At 56.7% G+C, this 24,387-nt stretch carries 18 protein-coding genes; 8 read left to right on the top strand and 10 right to left on the bottom strand.

Features of this window, described 5'->3' with window-relative positions; all coding sequences use genetic code 11:
• Positions 1 to 159: 159 nt before the first annotated feature.
• Complete coding sequence (locus tag ABEA92_RS26205; protein WP_425572497.1) at positions 160 to 2,433, bottom strand: preprotein translocase subunit SecA; 2,274 nt, start codon at positions 2,431 to 2,433, stop codon at positions 160 to 162.
• A 467-nt stretch (positions 2,434 to 2,900) separates the two neighbouring features.
• Between ABEA92_RS26205 and ABEA92_RS26200 the strand changes: the two genes are divergently transcribed.
• Positions 2,901 to 4,394, top strand: coding sequence for a BBP7 family outer membrane beta-barrel protein (locus ABEA92_RS26200; RefSeq protein ID WP_345687878.1), 1,494 nt, complete (start codon positions 2,901 to 2,903; stop codon positions 4,392 to 4,394).
• A gap of 171 nt (positions 4,395 to 4,565) precedes the next feature.
• Complete coding sequence (locus ABEA92_RS26195; RefSeq protein ID WP_345687876.1) at positions 4,566 to 5,498, top strand: aldo/keto reductase; 933 nt, start codon at positions 4,566 to 4,568, stop codon at positions 5,496 to 5,498.
• A 250-nt stretch (positions 5,499 to 5,748) separates the two neighbouring features.
• On the opposite strand, the gene ABEA92_RS26190 is transcribed toward ABEA92_RS26195, so the two are convergent.
• Together ABEA92_RS26190 and ABEA92_RS26185 are read right to left on the bottom strand one after the other, a co-directional pair.
• Positions 5,749 to 8,667, bottom strand: a complete 2,919-nt coding sequence (locus tag ABEA92_RS26190) for a PSD1 and planctomycete cytochrome C domain-containing protein (RefSeq protein ID WP_345687874.1) — start codon at positions 8,665 to 8,667, stop codon at positions 5,749 to 5,751.
• A gap of 296 nt (positions 8,668 to 8,963) precedes the next feature.
• The gene (locus ABEA92_RS26185; protein WP_345687872.1) at positions 8,964 to 10,043 is read right to left on the bottom strand and encodes an NADH:flavin oxidoreductase/NADH oxidase; all 1,080 of its coding nucleotides are present in this window, start codon (positions 10,041 to 10,043) and stop codon (positions 8,964 to 8,966) included.
• 608 nt (positions 10,044 to 10,651) lie between these two features.
• Here ABEA92_RS26185 and ABEA92_RS26180 point away from each other — a divergent pair.
• Positions 10,652 to 11,764, top strand: a complete 1,113-nt coding sequence (locus tag ABEA92_RS26180) for a hypothetical protein (RefSeq protein WP_345687870.1) — start codon at positions 10,652 to 10,654, stop codon at positions 11,762 to 11,764.
• A gap of 150 nt (positions 11,765 to 11,914) precedes the next feature.
• Entirely contained in the window at positions 11,915 to 12,535 is a 621-nt protein-coding gene (locus ABEA92_RS26175) for a hypothetical protein (protein ID WP_345687868.1), read from the top strand.
• Here the strand turns inward: ABEA92_RS26175 and ABEA92_RS26170 are convergent.
• A complete protein-coding gene (locus ABEA92_RS26170; RefSeq protein WP_345687866.1) occupies positions 12,532 to 13,032 on the bottom strand; it encodes a hypothetical protein in 501 nt (166 codons plus the stop codon). The genes ABEA92_RS26175 and ABEA92_RS26170 overlap by 4 nt on opposite strands.
• Before the next feature lie 395 nt (positions 13,033 to 13,427).
• Between ABEA92_RS26170 and ABEA92_RS26165 the strand changes: the two genes are divergently transcribed.
• Complete coding sequence (locus tag ABEA92_RS26165; RefSeq protein ID WP_345687864.1) at positions 13,428 to 14,324, top strand: HDOD domain-containing protein; 897 nt, start codon at positions 13,428 to 13,430, stop codon at positions 14,322 to 14,324.
• A 257-nt stretch (positions 14,325 to 14,581) separates the two neighbouring features.
• Here the strand turns inward: ABEA92_RS26165 and ABEA92_RS26160 are convergent, their stop codons facing one another.
• Both ABEA92_RS26160 and dgt read right to left on the bottom strand, forming a co-directional pair.
• Entirely contained in the window at positions 14,582 to 16,057 is a 1,476-nt protein-coding gene (locus tag ABEA92_RS26160; RefSeq protein WP_345687862.1) for a DUF6666 family protein, read from the bottom strand.
• Positions 16,058 to 16,246: 189 nt separating this feature from the next.
• The gene (gene dgt, locus ABEA92_RS26155) at positions 16,247 to 17,389 is read right to left on the bottom strand and encodes a dGTP triphosphohydrolase (RefSeq protein ID WP_425572496.1); all 1,143 of its coding nucleotides are present in this window, start codon (positions 17,387 to 17,389) and stop codon (positions 16,247 to 16,249) included.
• A gap of 356 nt (positions 17,390 to 17,745) precedes the next feature.
• Here dgt and ABEA92_RS26150 point away from each other — a divergent pair, with 356 nt between their 5' ends.
• From ABEA92_RS26150 to ABEA92_RS26140, 3 genes are all read left to right on the top strand, one after another.
• Positions 17,746 to 18,699 (top strand): amidohydrolase family protein, encoded by a 954-nt coding sequence (locus ABEA92_RS26150; protein ID WP_345687860.1) that lies wholly within the window; start codon positions 17,746 to 17,748, stop codon positions 18,697 to 18,699.
• A gap of 98 nt (positions 18,700 to 18,797) precedes the next feature.
• Complete coding sequence (gene uvrA, locus ABEA92_RS26145; RefSeq protein WP_425572500.1) at positions 18,798 to 21,302, top strand: excinuclease ABC subunit UvrA; 2,505 nt, start codon at positions 18,798 to 18,800, stop codon at positions 21,300 to 21,302.
• A gap of 51 nt (positions 21,303 to 21,353) precedes the next feature.
• Positions 21,354 to 21,539: a hypothetical protein gene (locus ABEA92_RS26140; protein WP_345687858.1), complete on the top strand. Its 186-nt coding sequence runs from the start codon at positions 21,354 to 21,356 to the stop codon at positions 21,537 to 21,539.
• Positions 21,540 to 21,578: 39 nt separating this feature from the next.
• Here ABEA92_RS26140 and ABEA92_RS26135 read toward each other — a convergent pair whose 3' ends face one another.
• The 4 genes from ABEA92_RS26135 to ABEA92_RS26120 all read right to left on the bottom strand — a co-directional run bounded on the left by ABEA92_RS26135 (position 21,579) and on the right by ABEA92_RS26120 (position 24,261).
• Positions 21,579 to 22,265 carry an MOSC domain-containing protein gene (locus ABEA92_RS26135; protein ID WP_345687856.1) on the bottom strand — a complete coding sequence of 229 codons (687 nt, stop codon included), beginning with the start codon at positions 22,263 to 22,265 and terminating at the stop codon, positions 21,579 to 21,581.
• Positions 22,265 to 22,861 carry a c-type heme family protein gene (locus tag ABEA92_RS26130; RefSeq protein ID WP_345687854.1) on the bottom strand — a complete coding sequence of 199 codons (597 nt, stop codon included), beginning with the start codon at positions 22,859 to 22,861 and terminating at the stop codon, positions 22,265 to 22,267. Before ABEA92_RS26130 ends, ABEA92_RS26135 begins: the two co-directional genes overlap by 1 nt.
• 161 nt (positions 22,862 to 23,022) lie before the next feature.
• Positions 23,023 to 23,667 carry a DUF3124 domain-containing protein gene (locus ABEA92_RS26125; protein ID WP_345687852.1) on the bottom strand — a complete coding sequence of 215 codons (645 nt, stop codon included), beginning with the start codon at positions 23,665 to 23,667 and terminating at the stop codon, positions 23,023 to 23,025.
• Between the two features lie 171 nt (positions 23,668 to 23,838).
• Positions 23,839 to 24,261 (bottom strand): RrF2 family transcriptional regulator, encoded by a 423-nt coding sequence (locus tag ABEA92_RS26120; protein ID WP_345687850.1) that lies wholly within the window; start codon positions 24,259 to 24,261, stop codon positions 23,839 to 23,841.
• Positions 24,262 to 24,387 lie beyond the last annotated feature (126 nt).

Genomic DNA, 24,387 nt, shown 5'->3' with positions numbered 1-24,387 from the left:
AACAACGTTACGCTGTTTTGATAGCAAATCACCTCCTGTGATTTCCGCCAAGAGTCTCTTGGTTTGGGTTGGGAATAGCCACTGCGGAAGTGTGCTGTCAACACCGATAGAGAAAGTTTTTGAAAAATGATTCGCTGTGCAGCGACGCAGGCCGGAGGATCAATCGGGAGTATCGAGATACGGATCTTGCCCGATTTCACGCTGCATTTTCTTGCGTTCTTTTTCGTGATGCATCAGCACCATGCGGTCGCGGAAATGTTTGCGTTCGACCTTTCGCTGTGCCTTGCCGAACAGTTTCGCGTAATGGTCCATCGCCCCAGGTTTGGCGATCCCCTTTTCCTTCAACTTCGCCGCTCGAGCCGGGCCGAGTCCTCCTTTGAGGATGTCGTCGTCCAACGACAGGTATTGGCGATACGAGCCCTGGTCGCCTTGTCGACCACAGCGGCCGATCAATTGGCGGTCGATCCGCGCGGCATCATGCAGTTCGGTACAGATCACGTGCATTCCGCCCATCGCTTCGATCGCGTCGGCCAATTTGATATCGGTACCACGCCCCGCCATGTTGGTCGCCACGGTCACTTTGCCTCGTTCGCCAGCCGCCGAAACGATCTCGGCTTCCATTTCGACATTGTTCGCATTCAGCACTTTGTGTTCGATCCCAAGCTCGTCGAGCAATCGAGAAACGATCATGCTCTTGTCGATGGATCGCGTTCCAATCAACACCGGGCGTCCTTGCGCATGGACCTCTTGGACCTCTTTGACGACCGCTTCGAATTTTGCTTGCATCGTTCCAAACACACGATCGGCCAGTCGTTTACGTTTGGGAGGCCGGTTGGTGGGAACCGGGATCACCGGAGTCCGATAGATACGTCGCAATTCACGGGCGCTGGTGGCGGCGGTCCCGGTCATCCCGGCCAGATGTGGGTAACGTAGAAACAGGTCTTGAACGGTGATCCGAGCCGCCTGGCCGGTGGGGACGCTGATTTCGATGTTCTCTTTGGCTTCGATCGCTTGATGAATCCCGTCCCGCCATTTGCGTCCTTCGGCGAGCCGGCCGGTGAATTCGTCGACGATCACGATTTCATCGATCCCTTTTTCGTTCGGTTTGACCACATATTGGCGGTTCAACAGGAACTCGCGATGGACTTTGATCGAGCGTTCGATGTACTCGTACAAATCGACCAGCCCCATCGTGCGAACGAGGTCGCTTTTGGGAAGCGCGCGGACTTTTTGCCGTCCCCGAGCGGTCAATTCGTACTGTTTGGTGTCGTCATCGATCTCGAAATGCTCGTCCAATTCAAAGCTGGGGGCGTTTTCGGCGGCCCAGCGATAGGTTTCGACGATTTGGTCGCGAACGGTGTCTTCGATACTGCCGATGATCAGCGGCGTCCGCGCTTCGTCAATCAAAATGCTGTCGGCCTCGTCAACCAAACAGAAATGCATGCCTCGCATCACGATTTGGTCGCCGCTGCCCGAGAACCCGCCACCGCCATCGCCAAGCATCTCGGTTTGCAAACGATTTTGGGCTCGCAATAACAGCCGATCTCGCAAGAAATCGAAGCCAAATTCCTTGGCCGTTCCGTAGGTGATCGCGCAACTATAGGATTCGCGGCGAGATTTCTGGTCATCCTGCGTCTGAATGATCCCGACGGTCACGCCGAGCAGTTCAAACAGCGGCCGCATCCACTCGGCGTCACGTTTGGCCAAGTAATCATTGACCGTGGCCAAGTGAGCCCCTTTTCCTGTCAATGAGTGCAGGTACAGCGGCAGCGACGCGGTCAACGTTTTGCCTTCCCCGGTCTGCATTTCGGCGATACAGCCTTCGAACAATGAGATGCCGCCGATGATCTGCACGTCGTAGTGCCGCATCGACAACGCTCGCCGGCCTGCTTCGCGAACGAGGGCATAGCCTTCGGGCAACAGCGTGGAAAGCTTTTCGCCCGCCATCGCTCGATAACGCAGTGCAAGCGATCGTTTTCGCAGCGAGAGGTCATCTTCGGCTTTTAAAATCGGTTCGAGTGCATTGATCTGAGCCAATTTACGACGCCAGCGAATCATGCGAGGGCTAAGCCCTTGCTTGGAATAGGGCGAGAGCGCCTTGTGAGTGCCGCCGATGTGACGAGCGCTGGTGGCAGGTTTGCGCTCGGGTTCCGGTTCCGGATGCGGCGGCACCGATGGGGAGGACTCGGAACTGTGGAGCTCGGAATTTGGGGACGCTGGGTCCAAGATGGCACTCTGCAGCAGATCCCCTTGCGGCGGTGAATCGCCCTGCAGCGGCGGGTGGGGGTCAGTGAGCGAGACTTTCATGGATTCCTGCGTCGCGGCGACGGGAGTGTGGTGGGATGTTTTCCCGTGTCCAGGGTTGTTGTCCGCTGCGGCGTCGTTGGTGGCCGGATCCGTTGCGGATGCCGCGTGGGTCTGCTTGCTGTCCATTTCTTGATCCGATTGTCTGCCGTCCATTTCATCCCCTGAGCCACTGTCAACGCTGTCCGAAGCCGTCGACTCTTTCGGCTGTCAAAAATGTCGCTTGTGAATTTCGTTGGGCCACCGGCGCTGACATTGGCAGCTCCGGTCGAGAATTACGAGCCGATATCGCGATTCTTTGCGAGTTTTTTTGGTTTCCGAGCGGGTGTAAATGCCGCTTCACACCGCGGAATTGCGTGAAACATCCATTCTAACGGGTAATCCAGCGATGTTAGCGAAACTTTGCACGCTTTATTCACCAAGCTGGGTAGTTTGAGTTGACTTTACGTAGTGTTCCTGTCGATCTGCATATAGCGGTGAAACGAGTCGATTGTCTTATACCAGTCAATCAGTGTTCCCGGACTGTTACGAGATTTCCTATGAAAACGAATTTGAGAGGCTTGGCCCTAACAGCATTGTTGCTGTCTGCCTCAAACGTGAGCTTTGCTCAACAGGGTGCTTCGAGTGTTGGCGATCTTCCAGGCTACGACGAAGACGCTTATTTTGCCGACGAAAGCACTTACCAACAACAGGTGAGTGAAGTCGCTCCGGCATCGCATGCGAATCGCTACGAGTCGTCGCAAGACTACGAGGCTTCGCAAGCGTACGAAGAAGCCCCTGCACACTACGACGCCGAGCCTGCCTATGTGGCTCCGATCGCAAACGATCTGCAACCGGTGGCATTCTTGGATGGCCATCGTTTGAAAAATCTTCGCGGCTCGATGGGTTATCAATCCGCTTGTGACGGCGGTTGCGGTGGCAGCTGTGGCCAAGCCGGTTGTGGCATGGGCTACAGCGGCGGATGTGATGCCGGTTGCAGCGGTAGCTGTGGTGGCCAATGCGGTCGCCGCGGTGCTCTTCACCGTCTGGGGCTGGGATCCATGTTCGGTTGCGAAAGCAATACATGGGCCCAAACCGAAGCCTTGTTGTGGTTCACACAAGACCGCGACATGCCAGCTTTGATCACCACCGCAGAACCAGGTGAGTTTCCCTTTGGTGATGGCGCGACGACGGTCTTTGGTGACGACATCAACGGCGAATTGTCGGGTGGTTTCCGAAGCGACATTGGCAAGTACTTCACCAAGAACGTCGGCCTCGGTGGTCGCTTTTGGATCCTTGCTGAAAACCAAGATTCGTTCTACGGCGAAGGTGACGGTAGCGATCGCACGATCGGTCGTCCGTACTTCAACACCGACACCGGCGGCATGGACGCATTTTTTGTCGCAGCAGACAACGTTGCTGGTCCTTCGGGGGCTGCAAACTTCTCCGGTGCAATCGCCGCCGAAAGCTCGCTGGACCTGCTTGGTGCCGAAGGTTACGCTCGCATCAATCTGGGCGGCAGCCGCTCCAGCAAGGTTGAATTGATCGGAGGTTACACTCACTTCAGCATCGACGACACCTTGCGAATGAGCAGCTTCAGCGTGAACCGCGACACCGGTGACGTGACCAACTACAACGACTCGTTCGACATGGAAAACCGCTTCAACGGTGGACAAGTTGGTTTCGAAATGAGCGTCCGTCGTGGTCGTTGGACCGCCCGTTCGCTGACCAAGGTTCACTTGGGTAACATGAACCAAACCGCCAACATTGCAGGTTCGACCCAGTTCGGTCCGATCGGCAGCAACCCTGCCGTGCTTTCTGGTGGTGCTCTGGCTTTGGACAACCAAGGCACTTACGAGCGAGACGTGTTCTCCTTCATCCCCGAAGCGAACTTCAAGCTCGGTTACCAGTTCCGCCCCAACGTTGCACTTAGCGTCGGCTACTCGTTCCTGTACTTTGACAATGTTGCCTTGGCTGGTGACGTCGTCGATCCGATCTTCGATGGAACGACCAACGCCACCGGCGGCCCGTTTGGTGGTCGAGCCTTCCAATTTGATGATTCAAGCCTCTGGGTTCAAGGAATCGACCTAGGTGTGATCATCAACCTCTAAGTTGAATTGAACAATTGGCCCAGCGGCTCCGACTCATCGTTTTAGTCCGGAACACCGCGACGGAGTCCGCTAGAAGCGTCAAACATGGGGTGCGAGGGAATTTTCCTTCGCACCCCTTTTTTCGTTGGTAGACGCTTTTCGCCGCCGGTTCTGCTCGGCACAATAGCCTACATGAATAACGAAAAACCAATCGTCCTGGGGCTGTGGCCGATCGCGGGTGTCACCACGGTGGGCGTCACCCGCAGCGACGCGGAAGCCACCATCGCTGCCGCGATCGAATTGGGGGTGACCGTATTTGATACTGCGTTCAGCTACGGCTATGACGGCGAGAGCGACAAGCTTTTGCGGCCGTTTCTGGCCAAAGATCGCGACCGTTTCAAAGTGATCGGAAAAGTGGGCCAGCGATGGTCGTCGGATCGGCAACGCATCGTTGATGGGACCGCCGAATCGCTCACCGCCGATGCCGAAGAATCGCTACGTCGATTGGGGATCGATTGCTTTGATGTGTTGATGTTGCATTCGCCGGATCCGAAGGTCGCAATCGAAACCTCAGCCGCTGCGATGGCCCAACTGCAGCGACGAGGACTCTGTAAACGCACCGGGGTCAGTAATGTGACGCCGACGCAACGAGCCCAATTTGCAGCGGTCGTTCGCTGCGATGCGATCGAGTGTCCGCTGAATCTGTTACAGCGGGATTCGCTCGATCAATTGATCCCCGAGGCGAGTGCCGATGGCGGCGAGGTCTACGTGTTTTGGACGCTGATGAAAGGTTTGTTGGCGGGCAAGATCAAACGCGACCATGTGTTCGCCAAAGGAGATAGCCGGCCGGGTTACCCAATTTTTCAGGGCAAGGCGCGTGAGCGAACGCATCAGATATTGGATCAAATGCAGGAGCTTGGCGAACGCGTCGACCGTAGCGTGGCCCAATTGTCAATCGGTTGGGCCGTCTCGCAGCCCGGCGTTATCGCCGCACTCGTCGGGGCGCGTCGGCCCGAGCAGATACGTGAAACGTGTACCGCCACACGGTTGCCACCCGAGATTGTCGCGGAGCTCGACCGCATCGTCGCATCGACCAATGCTGAGGCAAGTGAAGTAGACAGCTAACGCTGTGAAGCGTTCTCCCGTAGCGCACTCGTCAACGGCTTGTTGGTTTACTGAGCCGCGACGCGTCAGCGGCCGGGTCCCACGCAATACCCGCGTTTTACGACGCACTGTTGCGAATGGCATTTCGATTAAATCAACAAGCCGTCAAGCATTTAATCAGGCATTCGCCATGGGCAGGCATTTGTCAATCGAATGACACTCACGCTCGACTTCCGCGACGCAAGCTCTGCACAACTGCGGCGATGTTTGCCTAATCCACGAACGCAAACTCGTTGCTCATCATCAATACTTGCGCCAATTGCTCGAGTCGATCGAGCGGCCGAGAGGTTGGGTGTCCACCGGGGCCGCTGAAATCTTCGAGCGAGTCGGTTTGGTAGGCTTGCCCGGTGGCGGTCACCAGTTCGATCGAGGCTTGCCAGAGGAAGGAATCAAAACTATCGGATTGACCACGGTTGATGACGAAATCAATCGTTTCTCCCTTTTCGATGTGGCAGTTCAGCGGTCCAAATGCACGCTTTTCGCCGTGACGAACTTCGCTCAATAATTGTTCCTTCCCACACCACACGATGGCCTGGACTCCGTCACCTCGTTTTTCTCGATGTTCGATCATCCCCGTGATGGTGACGTCGCCTGCCACCGGTGCAGTCCATCGACGCACGACACCGCCGTCCGCGCCCCGCATCGCGTGACCCCCGTTGTTGGTTAACGACGCATAACCAAATGCATCATCGTCCGGGAATTTATCCTTGGCTTGCCAACGTCGGTCTTTGAACACCGCAAACGGTTGGAATTCGGTCACGCGTCGATCGGAATCCAATGTCGCCGTGCCGTAGTTCCAGTGGTCCCGTGCAGCAATCAGTGGCGTTGGATCTTGTTGCAAGAAGGCTGCGAATTGCTGCTGCTCTTCGTTGCTGGGTTCCCGTGACAATACGCGGCGAACGAGTGCTCGGGAGTACGCCAATTCGCTCGGCTGCTTGTCGGAATGGCCAACGGATTGACGAACTTCCTTTGCTACCCGCCGAGCCAATTCCTGCGATTGGGCTCCGTTTAGCAGGTACAACGACTGTTGCGGTACCGTGGTGAAGTAGCGAGCCGGTGAATGAGCATCGGGGCTGGCGAAATCAAAGGTGCGAAAGACTGCGGGAAGATTTTGGCGATCGATCATCGCGTAGATCGTACGCCGGGGGACAGGCGTCGGTCCGGTGATCTCGACCGGCTCGCCGCCAATCGTGTGCTGCAGCGTTCCCGAGACTGCCAAAAAGGAATCTCGCAGCGATTCAAAATCACGGCGTCGACGGTTGCCGCGAGCCAGCAATTCATTGTCGGGATCGAGTTCACGATTTCGCACGGTGGAGGCAACCGATTGACGATAGATACGCGAAAGCACGATGCGTCGCACCAATTTCTTGACACTTTGATGTCGCGAAAAATCGACCGCCAACTCTTCGAGTACCTCCGCCACGGCGGGCGGCGGTGTTCGCACTCCAAAATCGCTGGTCGATTCGACCAACGGTTTGCCGGTCAGATGACCCCAGATGCGATTGACAAAAACTCGCCAAGTTAGCGGATTGTCCTCCGCAGCGATCTTGTTCGCCAATTCCCAGCGACCACTGCCATCACGAAACGGTGGGTCATCGGCGTCCCGTAGCGCTGTGAAGTACTGTCGCGGCGTGATCTCGCCTTGGTTGCCGGGTTGGCCGCGAACCAGGATCCGGTGATCGTGCGGCTTTTCGATGTCCACCATCATCAGCGGGCTTTTACCGTCTTCGCGATGTTGGCTGCTGTTCAGGATGCCAAACATGGCGTAATAGTCGGCCGTGGGTATCGGGTCGAACTTGTGGTCGTGGCAACGAGCACAGCTGACTGTCAAACCAAGCAACCCACGAGTGATCACGTCAATGCGATCGTCTCGAGTGTCCAGTCGGTTCAAATAGCGACGACCGACGGTCAAGAAACCCATCGCATCCAGATTACCCGCCTCGTTTTCGGGGTCGGTGCGGTCACCGGCCAATTGGTGCAGGATCATTTCGTTGTAGGGCATGTCCGAGCCAAACGCATGGATCGTCCAATCGCGGTAACGATCGCTGCCTTTTAATCGGCGTTCTTTTCCACCGAGTGCGTAGCCCACGGTGTCGGCGTAGCGAGCCACGTCCAACCAATGTCGCGAAAATCGCTCGGCATATTCAGGTGACGCCAATAGCGAATCGACCAATCGTTCGTACGCATCGGGTCGTGTCGAAGCGACAAACTGCTCAATCGTTGACTCACTTGGCGGCAAACCGGTTAGATCAAAATAGACACGGCGGATCAGTGTTTCACGAGGTGCCGGTTCCGCCAAGGTCACGCCGCGATCCGCTGCTCGCTGGCTCGCAAAATCGTCGATCACGTCGTGGGATCGCGGATCATGGTCCGATGGTGGTTCGGGTGACACCGGAGCGACAAACGCCCAGTGGGATTTGGGATCAATGTCCATGGGCGATACCGACGCCTCGAGATCCGCATCCTGCTGGATCACCCGCGGGTCCGGTGCGCCCATTGCAATCCAGGTGCGAAGGTTTGCAATCGAATCGTCGTCAAGTTTTCCCGCCGGAGGCATCTGCATGTCGTCATCCGCGTACTCGACCGCGCGAAGCAACAGACTTTGTGAGGGATCGCTGCCGGAAATCGCGGCGCCGCGAGTCCCGCCCCGTCTCAGGCTGGCACGCGAATCGACATACAGTTCGCCTTCGTTTGCGTCGGCTTCGTGCGAATGACACTCGTAGCAGTGTTCAATCAGCAGCGGACGGATCTTGGACTCGAAGAACGTCACCGCCTCGCTGCTCAGTTTGGTTCCGTCGGCGGGCGTTGGCTCCGTCGCTTGCGCGTCGGCGGCCAGTGCGGATGTTGAGATCAGGACAAGCAGCGTGACTCGCATCAAGCCTCGGCAGTGTGATCCGTCAAAGCGACTTCGTGACGAGCGATAGAAATTGCGTGCGATCAACATCGAACGTAGTGCCTGTGGGCGTTTGCGAAAGGTGGGGGGACGTCGTTGATCGCCGTGCGACCAAAACGCTGGCTTCTCAGCGACGAAACGCCTCGTTCGCTCGCGATGAATCTCTTCGTGAGCGAGCGAGTTCAGTAGGAAGGGATTTTGGCGAAGCGAAATCGCAGTGGGGTGGGGAGCCGTCATTATAGTCGCGGATACACCGCTTGACGATGGCGGAAATCTACCGCCAACAGACGTGTTTTGACGACAAAACGAGCAAAATGCCGTCGCTCCCGCGTTTTGAAGTTGCGTGTTTTTCACAACCCGAAGCGTCAGCGAGGGAATCTCGATATTTTCTCGGTCCCTCGCTAACGTGTCGGGTTAGGATTTGGCGGGAAAAATGACAATAGCGCAACTTCAAAACTCCCGCGTCAACCACGGACGTGCCGGCTGGTTTCACCCCAAATCCTTTGGCAGCTCCCCCCATCGACGCCGATCGCTCAATCGACTGCTCGAGCGTATTGGACCGGCAACAGATCGCTCGACACCTCCGCGCCGAGTTCCGCAGCGGCGTGGTAGGGCCAATACGGATCTCGCAACAGCTCGCGGCCCAGCATCACCATGTCGACCTGATTTTGTTGCAGCGCGTCTTCGGCCTGTTGCGATTCGGTGATCGACCAACTGGTCGTGGTCGGAATATCGGCTTCTTTGCGGATTCGACCTGCGATCGGAATCATGAACCCGGGGCCCCACGGGACACGATCGATATCGGGAGTCACAAATCCGTGGCTGACGTCGAGCATGTCCAAGCCGGCGGATTTCAATTGGCGAGTCAATTCGATCGACTGCTCGATGGTGACCCCTCCGTCGATCCAATCGGTGACCGACAATCGTGCGGTCAACGGGAACCGCTCGGGCCACACCTGACGCACCGCGGCGAACGTTTCCAACAGGAATCGGGTGCGATTTTCGAAGTTGCCGCCATAGGCATCGGTTCGCTTGTTGGACAGCGGCGAATAAAACTCGTGCGCCAAGTAGCCGTGGGCAAAGTGGATTTCGAGAAAGTTAAATCCGGCCGCCAGTGCCCGCTCGGCCGCCCGCACGAAATCGCCTTTGACCCGTTCGATATCGTGCAGCGTCATCTCTTTGGGGTGTTTGGAAAGTTTGTCACCAAAGGCGATTGGCGACGGCGCGATCGTGTCCCAGCCGCCTTCGTCATTGCCAAGATGTTTGTCGCCTTCCCACGGACGACTCGCACTCGCTTTACGGCCCGCGTGCGCCAATTGAATGCCCGCGACTGAGCCATGCTCTTTCAGAAAGCGGGTAATACGGGCAAACGGCTCGACGTGATCGTCGGTATAGATCCCACTGTCGCCGGGACTAATGCGGCCCTCGGGCGACACTGCCGTCGCTTCGACCACCACCAAGCCCGCCCCGCCGATCGCGCGTGAACCAAGGTGGACGAGATGCCAATCGGTTGGGAAACCATCAACCGACGAATATTGGCACATCGGTGACACTGCGATGCGATTTCGCAGCGTGACATCTTTGAGCGTCAGTTTTTCGTAGAGTTTTGTCATCGAGATGAAAGACCGCTGTGAGGTTTGAGATAGCTGAGAGACTAAGGATCATTCATGACCCGCAACGCTGTGAAGCATTTTTTTTGATCAAGTTTGTGCAAGTTTAGCGTAGCCGAAGCCGCCAACGGCTTGTTGATTGAGTAGGTTGCGCGTCAGCCGCCGGGTCCCACGCACCACACGGTGCCTCACGGCCCTCGGCTCAACGTTGTGATTGTGCGATCGAGTCAACACGCACCCGGGGGGCTAGAGTTGGCGAGCCGGTGTGCGCGTGTCGCTCGCTCGAGGGCGTTTTGACCTTTCCGTCGGCAAAAAATCTGCCGGGTGCGGCGACCTCGCACTCACCAAATTCCGCTTGATCCGGTTTTCGAGAGAGTTCATGACACTTTTTCCACACCGCATTGTTTCTGCAATCGCTACGACTAACGTGTGTTTTACGGGGCCATGAATGAAATTGATGCCAGTGACTTCATAGCGGCTTCATCGTTCGTTAGCGTAGACGTGCGGTGGCGAGACGAGTCCTGTCTGCCCCGTTTTCTGGCTTTTCACGGCTCATGGTTCGGCCTAAAGCCTTGATCCTCTGATTCCCACTCCTCACGCGACGGATGCCGATGACCCCCGAAGATTCTTACGACGTTCCTGTGCAAACGGATGTCGATGCGGCGGAAGTTTCTGCGACGGATTCCCAGGAACTTGATTCCAATGGGACCGAAACGTATGAAAACCAAGCCAGTTACCAAACCGAAACCAAGCTTGAAACTGACACCACGCTAGAAAACGAAGCCTACGAAGACGTTGATTCTGGTGACGACATCGTCGCCTCGGACTCGGCGGCCGACGATGCCGAAATCTCGGTCAGCGAAGAGAGCGAATCGGACGTCGATCAACAAGAGATCGTCGAAGCCAAGCAGGCGTGGGATGAAGACGATCCTCGCCTCGCCGAATTGGCTCAGCCGTTTGTCGGCCAATGGAACCAATTGATCAGCACCACGAATTGGGAAAAGGGCGAAATCGTCCACCGATGGCGTTTGGCACTGATCGAATCGGGAGCACCGTCAACCGAGTATTCTGACGAAGCTTGGGCGCGTCGCGTCGGCGGAGTGACCGCACCGCACGTAGGACGTCTACGCCGCGTTTTCGACCGTTTCGGTTCGACTCGTGCCACCTATGACAAGCTGTACTGGAGCCATTTTTTGGCGGCGCTTGATTGGGACGACGCTCCACTATGGCTCGAAGGTGCCGTCCAGGAATCTTGGAGCGTTTCTCAAATGCGTGAAAAACGCTGGGAAGCCACCGGAGCGGTCGAGTCGCAGCGACCCACCAACAGCCAGATTGTCGAAGTCGACACTGACGAAGACGTTGTATTGCCCGCACAAGGCGGCGGACGCACCAAGGATTTCGACGAAGAAAGCGCGGGCGAAGTCGCCACGGGACCGCGACCCGAAGGCCCCGACTTTGGTGACGAAGAAGAATTTTCGGCGATGGATGCGTCCAAGGCGAATCCGCCGATGGCCGAAGCCGAATCGAAATCCGAGTCGGTGTCGGAGGCTCCTTCGATTAGCCAGCCGTTCGCCGGGCTGCCCGAGCTTCCTGATGATTTGGCCGATGCCATTGAATCGTTGAAGCTGGCGGTGCTGCGTCATAAATCGGCCAAGTGGGAACAAACCGACGCCGAAACGATCGAACGCTACCTCGTCGCGATCGGCATCCTGCTAAAATCCTAAGCAAGTGGCTCACCATAGCCCGGGCAGCGTTGGGGCTGGCCCGGGCTATTTTTTTGCAGCAACGATGTCGCTGCGATTCGATTTGATCGCGACTCGGCATGCCTGCGTCGCTAACTTTTTTATGCACCTTTCATCAAGGCCGTTTCATCGATGCGAATCTATTCTGTAGATCATGAGTTGCAATTCCAAGCCGGTTCCTCGGAGCTGGGTGATGGGGGCGTTTGCGAATCGGTTGGCCGAATGCCCGCTGGTGACACCGCAGCGTGTTCCAGTAGCGATCGCCGCTTGGCTATCATGTTGTGTTTGATCACGACGTTGATTGGATTTGCCATCGGCGGTTGCAGCGATGATTCGGCTGCCAAAGAGATCTTGCTGAAACGTGGCTGTTTAAGCGAGCTGGCATCACAATATCGCCGCTTTCAAACCGAACACGGAAAGTCGCCTGGGGATGTCAGCGAGTTTGCTGCGTTCATCGAAGCGAGCATTCCGAGTGATGATGAATCCGCGACCTCATCCTCCACCGGCGATCCGACCGACCTTCTCAGCGAAGCACATCGGCGGCTCACCGAGGGCGACATGATGATGTTGTACGACGCGGTGTTATTCAGCGATCCCGGCGTTGATCCCACTGCCATCCTTGGGTTCGAAGCCGCCGTCGCGGGATCGGGCGGCTATGTGGTGAACGTCAATGGCGAGGCAACGCATATGTCCGCGCGAACGTTTGCTCAACATGCAAAGGTGGCAACCGTCGCCAAGGACGATTCGCATTAGAGCCGCGGCTGCGGTTTTGCCAGATTCAAAATCACCGCAATGACCGCGATTTGAAGGACCGCGATCATCAGCGGTGGAATCCCGCTAACACGGCCAAGCACTGCATTGAACCACTTCGGTTCGCGTGACTCTTGCATGGCAATCAACTCACTGATCGAATGAGATTGCCCCAGTTCGCCCGATTGCGGCCACGACGAAGTGTGTTCCCAGCCGCGGTTGGTGCGACGCCAACCGGTCGGCGGAATCGGAGTCGGTTGCCGGCTCTCGGTCGACGTTAACTTCGTCGTCACCTCGGACGTCGCAGCGACTGCCGATGTTGCAGCGACCGCCGGAGGCGCAGTCCCCGGCATAGGGCTGGGTTGAGTCCATCGCAGTGCGATCACAAACAGCAGGATCAGCATCACACACTTGGCATTGATCCATAGACAATGCTTCAGCAGACGGACGTCGTTTTCGTTGAATCCAAGATTGCTCATATCAACCGAGCAACGTTGCACAAAGCGATCCAATCTTCAGTCGTGAAGCTGCTGCGGTGGCGTAAGTCTTTTTTTGGTAGTGGCTTAGGTGCTTGCGTGGCGTTCCGGGTTGGGCTCAGGACGTGTTTGTTTTGAGCAACACCCGCTGCCCAGACGCAACGCCGGTTGCACAGAGGATTCATCGCGTTGGTGAACCGGAAAACCGATGCCATGCGCGAGGCGGACGCCGAAGTGACGGTTTGTAACGGAATTGCCGGTTGTTGGTCCCACGCTTTGGTTGCTTGAACAAGGCCCAATAAAAACGTTGCCCGCAGGGGTTTCTTGGCCTAGGTTTCATAGGCAAAACGTGCTGTTTGCCGCTTGCAGAAAATTACCCGACGAAAAAATTTCCCTGGTCTAAAGCCCACAAAAAAATCATGTCGACCGTCATCAACACCACCGCTCTTGAAGATGTCTTTCACTCGGACGTATTGCCTGCATTGCCGCACAGCGCGATCGCGTTGCTGCAGCTGTCGCAGCGAGATGATGTAGGGCCGCCGGAGTTTGCTAAACCGATCGAAGCCGATCCTGGGCTGATGGGCCAAGTGTTGAAGTTTGTGAACTCGTCCTACTTTGGGTTCAGCCGCGAGATCATGAGCGTACAACAAGCGTTGACGTTGGTGGGAAGCCGTGCGATCACCAACTTTGCGCTTTGGAATGCCGTGTTCAGCGTGATTCCGAATCCCAAATTTGGTCCCTTTGACTTGAAATCGCTTTGGCAAGATTCGCTGCGACGTGCGATTTTGGCACGCAGGCTCGGTCGCTCACTGAAAGTTGCCAACGCCGAAGACCTGTTCGCCGGTGCCCTGCTGCAAGACATGGCGATTCCGTTGTTGCTGAAAGAGTTGCCCGAACAATACCAATCGCTGGTCGAGCGACGTGCGGCCGAGAGTCGTCGTTTGAGTGGACTCGAACAAGAGATGTTCGGCTGGGACCATGCCGACGCCGCGGCGTTATTGGCAAATCGATGGAGTCTGCCTGCGGACTTTGTGACCTTGATTGCACAACACACTCAGCTCGATTCGCTGCTGGCTCAAGGAGAATCGGCTCGCGGTGGAGCCTGCGTTGCCTTGGCATCGCTGCTGCCGTCATGCAGTGACGAAGATTGGAGCGAGAAAGCGGAATTTGTTGCCGGCTACGAGCGATTGACCCAAGGCGATCTTGCAAGCTTGGCGGATTTGTTTGTCGATGTGGATGAGAACACCGCGTCGTTCGCTCCGCTGCTTAAACTGCCAACTCCCAAACGAACCTTGTCAGGCTATTTGGCCGATTAATTGGGAATTGGCTTCTAGCACGTCCGGTCGACCATCGCCGGACGTTGCGTTTGCGAGAGCCCAAATTCCCAAGCTAGCGAATCCGCACAGGGTCCGCATCAAAGTAGAAGTAGAAGCAGGCCGGATCAAGCCGCGATAGTGACACCGATCCGGCAAGCTGCAAGCGTGATTAGGGACTCATTCGAGTCGGCCTGCCGGAACTTTGCTGTGTTCCGGCGTACAGCTTCGCTGCAGCCTATGGCGATGACGCTCGTCGTTTACTTGCGATCGACCATGAAGGTGCCGTTGTCGGCAACCTCAAACAGCGGACGGCTGTATCGCCCTGCTCCGCGTGGGCCACCCGGACGATAAACCAATCCCATGGCGATGTTCCATGATTCTTCTTGGTGTCCGCCACTGTTGGTGCCTTCGTTTGGAATCAAGTACGTCGCTCCGGTCGAAAACGCCAGCTTTTGGCGAAGCGGCAGCGTCATCGTGGTTCCAATGATGCCGTCATCATGATTGGTCCATCCAGCGAACGCGTCCCACGACCCTGCGTTGTTTAGCAAGCGGCGGTAAAAGAATCGGTATTGGTCCGTTGGCTCGAAGTCGAGGCTCGAGATCACGGTGGCACCCGACGCGTTGCGTACCAAGGTCGATGAGCTGTCGTCACCAAGACCCGCCATGAACTGGAATCCGTAGACGTGGCAACCGTTTTCTTTCCAGCTCAATTCACCACGAAGTTGAGTCAGGTCCGCTTGATAATACCAATCATCGCTCATGTAGTCGACGACCAATCCGTATTGCAAACCATAGTCAACGCGGCGAAAGAACCCGCCCGTGACAAACACTTGGTGACGTCGGTCACTGGTGAATTCAGCACCTGACAAATTGTTCTGGGTCGCACGAACCCCAAGCTGCAACGACATGTCCCAACCAAACAACGGTTTCAGCGAACGTCCTTCGTTGAAGCCTTCGTAGAAGCCAAAGCTTCCCGATCCCACGCGGCTACTGCCGTTGCTGCCGTCGGTGTTGGCAAAGCTCATGGGACCTTTGAATCCTTGGACACCGGCGAAAAAGTCGAAGCGATGCCAATTGATTCGCAACAGTGGCAAGAACAGCGGAAATGTATGCACGCCGCAGCACGAATCGCACCCGCCGCCACCACAGCTGTCGCAGTAGTCGCCGTTGATCGATTCCAAACCACAGCTGGCGTCGCGATAACCGATCGCTTCCATCCCGCACACTGGTTCGCCATGGCAGCTAGGACAAGCCTCGACGCCACAGCCGGGATCGCCATATTCGGCGCCGCAGCCGACTTCGAAGCCGCAACCCGGTTCAAAACCACAGCCCGGTTCGAAACCGCAACCAGGTTCGACGCCACAGCTGACTTCGCCACCACAGTCGCAAACCGGACCGCAGTTGGTGCAACCGGCATCGTAGAATCCGACTTGCCGAACTTGGTCGTCGACCAACGGTTCGCTCGGCATTTCATCAATCACGTTGCCGCGAGCCGCTTGAGCGACCAAGGATCGCCGCATTGGCTTTGACGATCGCTTCGGCTCCCACATCACCCGGGTTTGTTCCATCGAGGAACCCGCCGAGGACGTGCGAAGCTGGTTCTCGGCTCCCGCCACTCGCGAAAGAGAACCAAAATCGTTGGCAGCCCAGAACGCAAACGCCACCGCGAGGATCGCGGTTAACAACGTTTTAGGGGTTGCTAGCAAAGACCGTGTGATCGGTGACGTTTTCATAACAGCTACTTTTGAGAAAAGTCGTGCGAAGACGGACGTTCTGGCAGATGCAAGCAATTCGCGTTACGCGATCGCCAGAGCATCTTCCGGGACTCCAGTTTTCTTCATCGGCACGGCATGACCGCTGCAATGAGAAAACTTTCTCTAACCGGCACGTTTTCTCTGATCCGTAGCTGCTATCAATCGGGACTACCAATCCGCAAGGGGGCCTCGTGAGGTCCCCGTCGCATATTGGTGTTGTTGGTCGCAAAAAGCATCGGTCATTCCCGCCAAGTATTCGCCGACGACCTTTTCCAGCGGATGCTCTTGTTGGCGTTGACGAAATCGCAGCGGCAGCCGATTGGGGTCCTTGATTAGGACACTGAACAGATCGCTCAATCGTTTTGCGGCCGAATCCCGGACGGGAATCAGCCGAGGGTGGCGGTAGACGGCATTGAACAGGAATGCCTCCAATTCGCGACGTTCGTCACGTAGGGTGCTGCCATGCTGCAGTCGGACGCCTTGATCACAGATGTCGTCGTGGTGATGCCCTTCGTATTGACGCAGCCGTTCGCTCGACACTTGAAGCAATTCGCTGACCTGCAGATCGATCAATTCGTGGACCAGCGATTGCCGCAATTGATGGATGGGCATGAAGCCACGTTTATCGCGAATCAAATCGAGTGCTCGTCGCACGATCGCCAATTCGGCGAGTTCGTCGATCGAGAGCAGTCCCATTTGCAACGCATCGTCAACGTCGTGGGCGTCATAAGCGATCGAATCGGCTGCATCGACCAATTGCACTTCCAACAGTGGGGCTCGTCCCACTGCGGCTTCGGCCTTGTGAGCACGCACGTCTTGTCCCGCCAACGTTTCTCGCGACAAGTTCAGTCCCGAGAATTCAACGTACCGCTGTTCGAGTTCGCTGACGATGACCAAGGCGAATTCGTTGTGTGAAAAACCGCCGACCGATGCCATGTGTTCGCTCAGCACATCTTCGCCGCAATGTCCAAATGGTGGATGCCCGATGTCGTGCATCAACGCCAACGCTTCGGTCAAATCCTCGTTCAGCCGCAGCACGCGAGCCATCGTGCGGGCCACCGACGCGACCTCGAACGTGTGAGTCAACCGGGTGCGGTGATAGATCCCCATTTCGCCCGTAAAAACCTGCATCTTGCCACTCAAGCGTCGGAACGCACTGCTGTGCAAGATTCGATCGCGATCGCGAGCGTAGGGTCCGCGATAGGGATGCGTGGGCTCGGGATGCAGACGCCCCTCGGTGTCGGCGCTGTGCATCGCATAGCTTGCCAACAACAGATGTTCGCTCTGGTCGTACAGCCTAAGCCCGTTCACGGGATGCCTCCGTTCGGTTTCGCCTAATGCAGAAATCCGCTGCAACATTGCTCGGATCGATTCTATCGGTGCGTTGTCCAGCCGCGAGACGTCGGGGGCAAACTGCGAAACTGCGGGGGATTGTACCATGGGCTAGACCGATTCCAATAATGTCAAACAAGTTCGTAAAATTCTGCGGCGTAATCTGCACTGCGTACCTGATTTTTCCGGTGGGTCGAGTCTTTGGGAGCCGAATCTTAGTCGCCTGAGGCGTGATCGACCACTCGACAAATATCTTTAGGTTATCCTGCAGGACGTTGAGGGCGGATCCGGTATTTCGCTCGAAAAAATCTGTAAACCTCAGTCTCGGCATGCTCATGAAATGGTTTCTCGCACTCAATCTGTTGGCTCTCGGGCTGTGGACGAGCTCGCTTAGTGCCCAACAGAGCGACGGAATTCCGGCGGACGTGATCGCGGATCTGCAGATCATCGATTGTCACACGCACTTTTATGACCCGTCGCGTCCTCAGGGCGTGCCGTGGCCGAACAAGAATTCGACGCTGTACCGAACCGTTTTGCCGCAACATCTGCGTGCACTGAAGACCGAACATCCGATCGATGGGACGGTGATCGTCGAAGCGAGTGCGTGGATCGAAGACAACGATTGGCTATTGGATCTCGCCAAAGACGATCCGTTCATCGTCGGCATCGTAGGACGGCTCGACCCGGCGGCCGCCGATTTTGAAGATCAGGTCGCACGCTTTGCCACTAACCCGTTGTTTCGTGGGATTCGTATCTCTGCCAAGCAGCTGAATCAGATGTTGCAAGACAAAACCTACGGCAAATTGGCGGTGCTTGCCCAGCATGACCTGTCGCTGGATGTGAACGGAGGGATCGATTCGCTTGCCGCGCTTCCACAGCTTGCCCGTCAGCTACCCGAGTTGCGAATCGTGCTCAATCACATTGCCAACGTTGCGATCACCGTGGATGCCCCACCAAGCGACTGGGTTGACGGTATCAAAGTTGCTGCTCAGTATCCCAATGTGTATTGCAAGATTTCTGGTCTGGTCGAAGGAGCGTCGCGTGGCGGGCAACCGGTCCCCAGCGAGTTGTCGTTCTACCAACCTTATCTTGATGTCGTCTGGAATGCGTTTGGTGACGATCGTGTGATCTACGGCAGCAATTGGCCGGTTAGCGAGCGAGCAGCGGATTACGCGGTGTTACAGAAAATTGTGTTGCAGTACGCGATGCAAAAAGGCGAAACCGCCACACGAAACTTTTTTGCTGGAAATGCCAAGCGGGCCTACAAGTGGATTGAGCGTCGTCCTTGAAAACAAAACCAACAACACGAAAACGTTCGACTCGACAGTCCAAGCGTACGCCCAAACCATCATCGAAAACCAAGCGAACTGCATCGCATGATGCCATTTTGATTCGAGGGGCACGCGAACACAATCTGCAAAACATTGACGTCGAGATCCCTCACAACGCGTTGACGGTGATCACCGGCGTGTCGGGCAGCGGCAAAAGCTCGTTGGCGTTTGATACGCTGTTTGCCGAGGGCCAGCGTCAATACATCGACAGTTTGTCGGCTTACGCGAGGCAGTTTTTAGACCAGATCCCGCGACCCGATGTGGAATCGATCGCCGGGTTGGCACCGACATTGGCGATTGACCAAAAACCTGGTTCGACCAACGGACGCAGCACCGTCGCCACGATCAGCGAGATCTATGACTATCTGCGGCTGTTGTACGCCCGGGTCGGCGTGCCGCATTGTGCCCACTGTAACTCGGCCATCGCCAAACAATCGCCCGATGCGATTGTCGATTCACTCGCCTCGCTCGCGCCGGGAACCAAATTGGTCGTCATGGCACCGATGGTGCGAGGCCGCCGCGGGGCGCATCGCGAAGTGTTTGAATCGATCCAACAAGCGGGGCTGGTTCGGGCCCGCGTCGATGGCGAAACGTATTTGCTCGAAGAGGTGCCAGAATTGGCGCCGCGAAAAAATCACACGATCGAAGCGATCATCGACCGCTTGGTGATTCGGGACCAAGCCGATTCGCGTCTTCGCGATAGTGTGCTGCTTGCACTGCGATTGGGCGGTGGGTTGGCATCGTCTCTCATTCAAGACGATGCCGGCGATTGGCGCGAAGCCATCTACAGCACCGCGATGGCGTGTGTCGAGTGCGGCGCCAGTTTCGAAGAGATTGAACCACGGACGTTTAGTTTCAACAGCCCCTATGGTGCCTGCCGCACCTGTGACGGGCTGGGGCGTATTGCCGAAGAGGATCACACCACCGAGTGTCCCGATTGTCACGGCGGTCGGCTGCGAAAAGAAGCCCTCAGCGTTACCATCAATGGGCTTGGGATTCATCAGGTGTGCGGGCTGCCGCTGGGCGACGCCGCAGCGTGGTTTGCTGAGATCGACAAGACGTTCTCGCCGCTGCATGCCGCCGTGGCCGCACCGATTACGACAGAGGTCAGCAAGAGGCTCGCTTTTTTGCAGCGAGTCGGCGTGTCGTATCTGACGCTCGACCGATCCGCCGATTCGCTCAGCGGCGGTGAGTTGCAGCGTGTTCGTTTGGCGACCAGTATCGGCAGCGGACTGGTGGGCGTCTGTTACGTCTTGGACGAACCCTCGATCGGTTTGCATCCGGCCGATCACGATCAATTGATTCGCTGTATCACCGATTTGCGTGACCAAGGCAACACCGTGGTGGTGGTCGAGCATGACGAAGCGACGATGCGGTCGGCCGATGTGCTGATCGATATGGGTGAAGGTGCCGGTCAACTTGGTGGCAAAATCATCAGCCATGGGACGCCAACACAAGTCGAGGATGATCCGAAAAGTTTGACGGGCCAATATCTCTCGGGGACGAAAAACGTTCCCGTCCCGGACGAACGTCGCCATCCGGTCGAAGGCCAATGGTTGATGCTTCGCGACGTGCAGACGCATAACCTAAAAAAGGTCACTGTAAAGTTCCCCGTGGGTTTGTTCATCGGCGTCAGCGGGGTGTCGGGCAGCGGTAAAAGCTCGTTGGTCAATGACACGTTGGCTCCGGCGGTGGCTTCGTACTTAGGGCTGAAATCCGAGACGCCGGGACCTCACGGCGGAATCACTGGCGTCGAGTATCTCGACAAGATGATCGCGATCGACCAGTCACCCATTGGCCGTAGCCCCCGCAGTTGCCCGGCGACCTATTCGAGCGTCTTGGACGAGGTCCGCAAGGTCTTTGCGGCAACGCGAGAAGCGAAGACTCGCGGGTTCAATTCGAGTCGTTTCAGTTTCAATTCTGCCGCAGGACGTTGCGAACTGTGCAAGGGGCTCGGCGTCGAACGCATTGAGATGAATTTCCTCAGCGACTTGTTCGTCACTTGCACGCGGTGTGGCGGCAAGCGGTTCAATCGGCAAACCTTGCAAGTGCGTTTCAAAGGAGCCTCGGTTGCCGATGTATTGGCGATGAGTATTGATGAGGCCGCCGCGTTCTTCGAGAACGTTCCGCGAATTCATCGTCAACTCTCCTCACTGCAAGCGGTGGGATTGGGCTATCTCGGGCTTGGGCAATCCAGCACCACGCTAAGTGGCGGCGAGGCCCAGCGGATCAAGCTGGGGACCGAATTGGCGCGGGTTTCCACCGGACGCACACTCTATTTGTTGGACGAACCGACGACAGGGTTGCATTTCCAAGACATCGAACGACTCGTGCAAGTGCTGCAGCGATTGGTCGACGCCGGGAACACCGTGATTGTGATCGAGCATCAATTCGACCTGTTGGCAGCTTGTGATTGGATCATCGACGTTGGGCCAAGCGGTGGAACCGGAGGGGGTGAGATTGTCGCCGAAGGGCCTCCTGAGTGGATCGCCGAATCCAAACGTGGCACCACCGCACCTTATCTGGCTGCGGTCTTGGAAAAGGCAGCCCGAGATTGGTAGAGGCAGCGCTGCTGCTCACGCGTTATCATTGCAAACATGGATTGTGATTTGATGACGAGTATCCCAGAGTGGATCATCGAGCACCCCGAGACCCATGCCGTCTTTGACGAACTTGGGCTCGATACAAGCTGCGCCGGCAAATCGCTGCAGTACGTTTGTCACCACCGTGGGCTCAGTCCGCAAGCGGTGCTGTTGCGATTGCAACAAGTCGTCGGACAAGGCGAGGAAAGCGATTGACCCCGCCGCCGATATCGGGCGACGGCGGACCGCGTCGATTTACGATGCGTCGCCGCCTGCCAGACGTTTCTGTTCGTCAGCTTGGACATTCTTTTCGACGCGGTTGCGAAGCGTTGCCTTCCAACTTGGCGACAGCGTGGGGACGGCGGCAAGTTTGGCGGCAGCATCCCGGTCGTGCTTGTCGTGGTGCATGATCCGATTGGCTTCGGCGATCGTCCACTGCGGTTCTCGCCGCTCGAGCAACGTGATCTCCATTCCTGACTGGACCATGCCTTCATCGAGGACTCGGAAATACCACCCGGTGCGACCGCTTTGTTGAACTTGCAACGCCAACGTTTTGATATTCCATCGGCGTGCTAATTTCCAACACGGTTGCCTCGGCTGCGAGACTTCGACCTTAGCTTGGCCGATCGACCAGACGTCGCCGATGCAAACGTCCGGTTCGGTAAGCCCCGCGATCGTAAAGTTCTCGCCAAAGCTGCCCCAGGCGAACTCAGGGATCTGCAACGTGGTTCGCCAGTCCGGGTAATGGTCGGCCGGATAGACGCATACGGCTTTGTGTACACCGCCATGATGTTCCAAATCCGCTTGCCCGTCGCCATCAAGATTGGTGGATCGCAGACGGACAGGTTGGTTGACCGGATTCTTTAGGAACCCAGAAACCCAAGGTTTCTCGGTTCCGATCGTTTGCGGTTGACCGACGTTGATCGAGACAATGGTTGGCACTAGTGAGACTCGTTTGCAGGGGCTGGATTGGCGATACGAATCGGCATTGCAATCAGCAGTCCCGCAGTCCGGTCCTCGGTGCTGGTGCGATGCTTGACATGACATTTCAAGCATTGCGAGGCAAGGCGGATCGAGCCGGCGAATCGGTACTGATCCGCCTGCACCGCTTCATGGTAGGTATGTTTAGCACGCAGGGCTTTCACGGCCGCTTGCTCAAATTCGTCCTCGGCTTGATGGTCCACGTTGACCACATCCGTGTCGACAATCAGCCATTTCAGTTCGATGTTGTAGTGAGTTGCCAGTTCATGGAACACATCTTCGAGCGACGCCGATGGGATGGCATGCGCATCGTCTTCGTCAAAAAAGTCGCGATGTACGATCTGCAGGGTGCCATGAATCGTTTCATGTAGCAGTTTGGCTCGCGCACGTGCTTCGCTGAGACTGGTGGGCGGCGGCACGGCATCTTGTGACTCGGACGGCTCGCCGCTGATCGCAGCACTGCCGCTCGCCTGGGATGGCGACTCTTCGCCAGCGGATGGCAGTTGCAACGCGAAACAAATCGCCAAGGACAGGGCGAGCGAAATTGAGTGTCTCATTGCGTTCTCGTGAAGGTAGGAATGCCGACACCGTTACAGGCCCGGCATGAGGGGGGAGCAGAGGCAGGCTTGTTGTTGGCAAGTTCGAATGGACCGTTTCCGGTAATCGGCCGCGCCGCAGGACACGGAGGCTCGATGCAAAATCATGTCGCGAAATCGTTTTACTCGGCTGCACCGACCTTGTCGGGGGCTGCAGCGGTAGCACTACCGTTGTTTTGCGTTGTTTCCTCTAGCACGGTTGCCGGGCGCACGAACGAGATGCCTTGTGTGTTGCTGGTGTCGATCATCACCGTCTCGACGACTGGCGTGTTGACGGGCTGTCCCGCTTTCCACTCGACAATGAAACTGGCTCCGCTGCCACCGCTTTTGTCTTTCTGTTCGATGACAAATTCGGTCGACGCCAAAGGTCCGAGCCGAAGCGGTTTGTCTACCAGCGAACGTCGCTCTTTGCCGCTGGTGTCGTAATAGCGAACCGATGTCAACACGATGTCGTTCTTTCGGTCGGTGTTACGCGCAGATAGCGTGACGGTTAGCAGTCGAGGTTCGCCGCTTTGATGAAAGATGTGTGAGTAGGCTGGGACATACAGCGTTTGACCTTGGACCGGGTGCCACGGCAATGCGTCGAGGTCCGTTCTTGCGGCATCACGAGTTCCCGGTTCTAAGAATTGGATTTCGTCTTCGATCGCCTCAAATCGCATTTCCAGGAAAAACGTCAACGCAACGATCGGGATGACCACCGTCAAAAACACGATCAGCTTGAAGTTCCGCATCATCGTTTCCGAATCTTCTTCGGTGGGTTTGGGCATCGTTGGGCTCCGAGGGCGCAAGATCAATCCGAGTGCGGGACGAAATTGGCGGTGATCCGATTGGTCATGCCGCCAAGTTACTGCTGTGCATCGAAAGGTAGCTGGAATGAAATGGTAACCCGAATTGTACCGCGTGATTCGCTTTGGTAGGGCGTATGCCATCACGAACGATCACGAGACTTCACGCAACGGGACAATCGGGTTGGTTGATTCAAGCAATTGTTGCATCGTCACGCCGGCAAATGCGGCCTGAGTCGCCTCGTAGGCGCGATCCAGTTCGGCGTGCAGTGGGCAAAGCGACGTGTGGGATTTTAAACCCAAGGGGCAGGCGTTGATTCGTTCCAGTGGCGCGACCGCATTGACCACGTCCAAAATCGTAATCTCCGCCGGTTCTTTCGCCAATTCATAGCCACCGCCGGGGCCGCTGCGTGAGCGGACCAAGCCGGCCGCTGCCAAGTCTTGCAGCACTCGGTTGAGATAACGCCGCGGCACCTTGGTCTGTTCCGCTAAAACGTCGGCCGAGGAGGGTTGGCCAATCCGAGTGCCCAAACAAGTCACCGCTCGCAGAGCGTATTCCGCTGTTTTTGAAAGCATGAAGGGGCCTTGTATGGGGGACGTTTCAGCAGGTTGGGGACAGGCATGGCGGACATCACATTCTAGAGCCAAAGCATAAACACGCCACCGCTACCGTCCACCGGTGGTGGAGGGAACATTTTCACC

The organism is Novipirellula caenicola (assembly GCF_039545035.1).
GTDB lineage: Bacteria > Planctomycetota > Planctomycetia > Pirellulales > Pirellulaceae > Novipirellula > Novipirellula caenicola.
This window is presented reverse-complemented; position numbering and strand designations above follow the sequence as displayed.

Excerpts from the sequence above, each read along its gene's own strand:
- ABEA92_RS26205 (WP_425572497.1), bottom strand. The coding sequence starts at position 2,433 with ATGGACAGCAAGCAGACCCACGCGGCATCCGCAACGGATCCGGCCACC.
- ABEA92_RS26195 (WP_345687876.1), top strand. The coding sequence starts at position 4,566 with ATGAATAACGAAAAACCAATCGTCCTGGGGCTGTGGCCGATCGCGGGT.
- ABEA92_RS26190 (WP_345687874.1), bottom strand. The coding sequence starts at position 8,667 with ATGACGGCTCCCCACCCCACTGCGATTTCGCTTCGCCAAAATCCCTTC.
- ABEA92_RS26185 (WP_345687872.1), bottom strand. The coding sequence starts at position 10,043 with ATGACAAAACTCTACGAAAAACTGACGCTCAAAGATGTCACGCTGCGA.
- ABEA92_RS26180 (WP_345687870.1), top strand. The coding sequence starts at position 10,652 with ATGACCCCCGAAGATTCTTACGACGTTCCTGTGCAAACGGATGTCGAT.
- ABEA92_RS26175 (WP_345687868.1), top strand. The coding sequence starts at position 11,915 with ATGCGAATCTATTCTGTAGATCATGAGTTGCAATTCCAAGCCGGTTCC.
- ABEA92_RS26165 (WP_345687864.1), top strand. The coding sequence starts at position 13,428 with ATGTCGACCGTCATCAACACCACCGCTCTTGAAGATGTCTTTCACTCG.
- ABEA92_RS26160 (WP_345687862.1), bottom strand. The coding sequence starts at position 16,057 with ATGAAAACGTCACCGATCACACGGTCTTTGCTAGCAACCCCTAAAACG.
- ABEA92_RS26150 (WP_345687860.1), top strand. The coding sequence starts at position 17,746 with ATGAAATGGTTTCTCGCACTCAATCTGTTGGCTCTCGGGCTGTGGACG.
- ABEA92_RS26140 (WP_345687858.1), top strand. The coding sequence starts at position 21,354 with ATGACGAGTATCCCAGAGTGGATCATCGAGCACCCCGAGACCCATGCC.
- ABEA92_RS26130 (WP_345687854.1), bottom strand. The coding sequence starts at position 22,861 with ATGAGACACTCAATTTCGCTCGCCCTGTCCTTGGCGATTTGTTTCGCG.
- ABEA92_RS26125 (WP_345687852.1), bottom strand. The coding sequence starts at position 23,667 with ATGCCCAAACCCACCGAAGAAGATTCGGAAACGATGATGCGGAACTTC.
- ABEA92_RS26120 (WP_345687850.1), bottom strand. The coding sequence starts at position 24,261 with ATGCTTTCAAAAACAGCGGAATACGCTCTGCGAGCGGTGACTTGTTTG.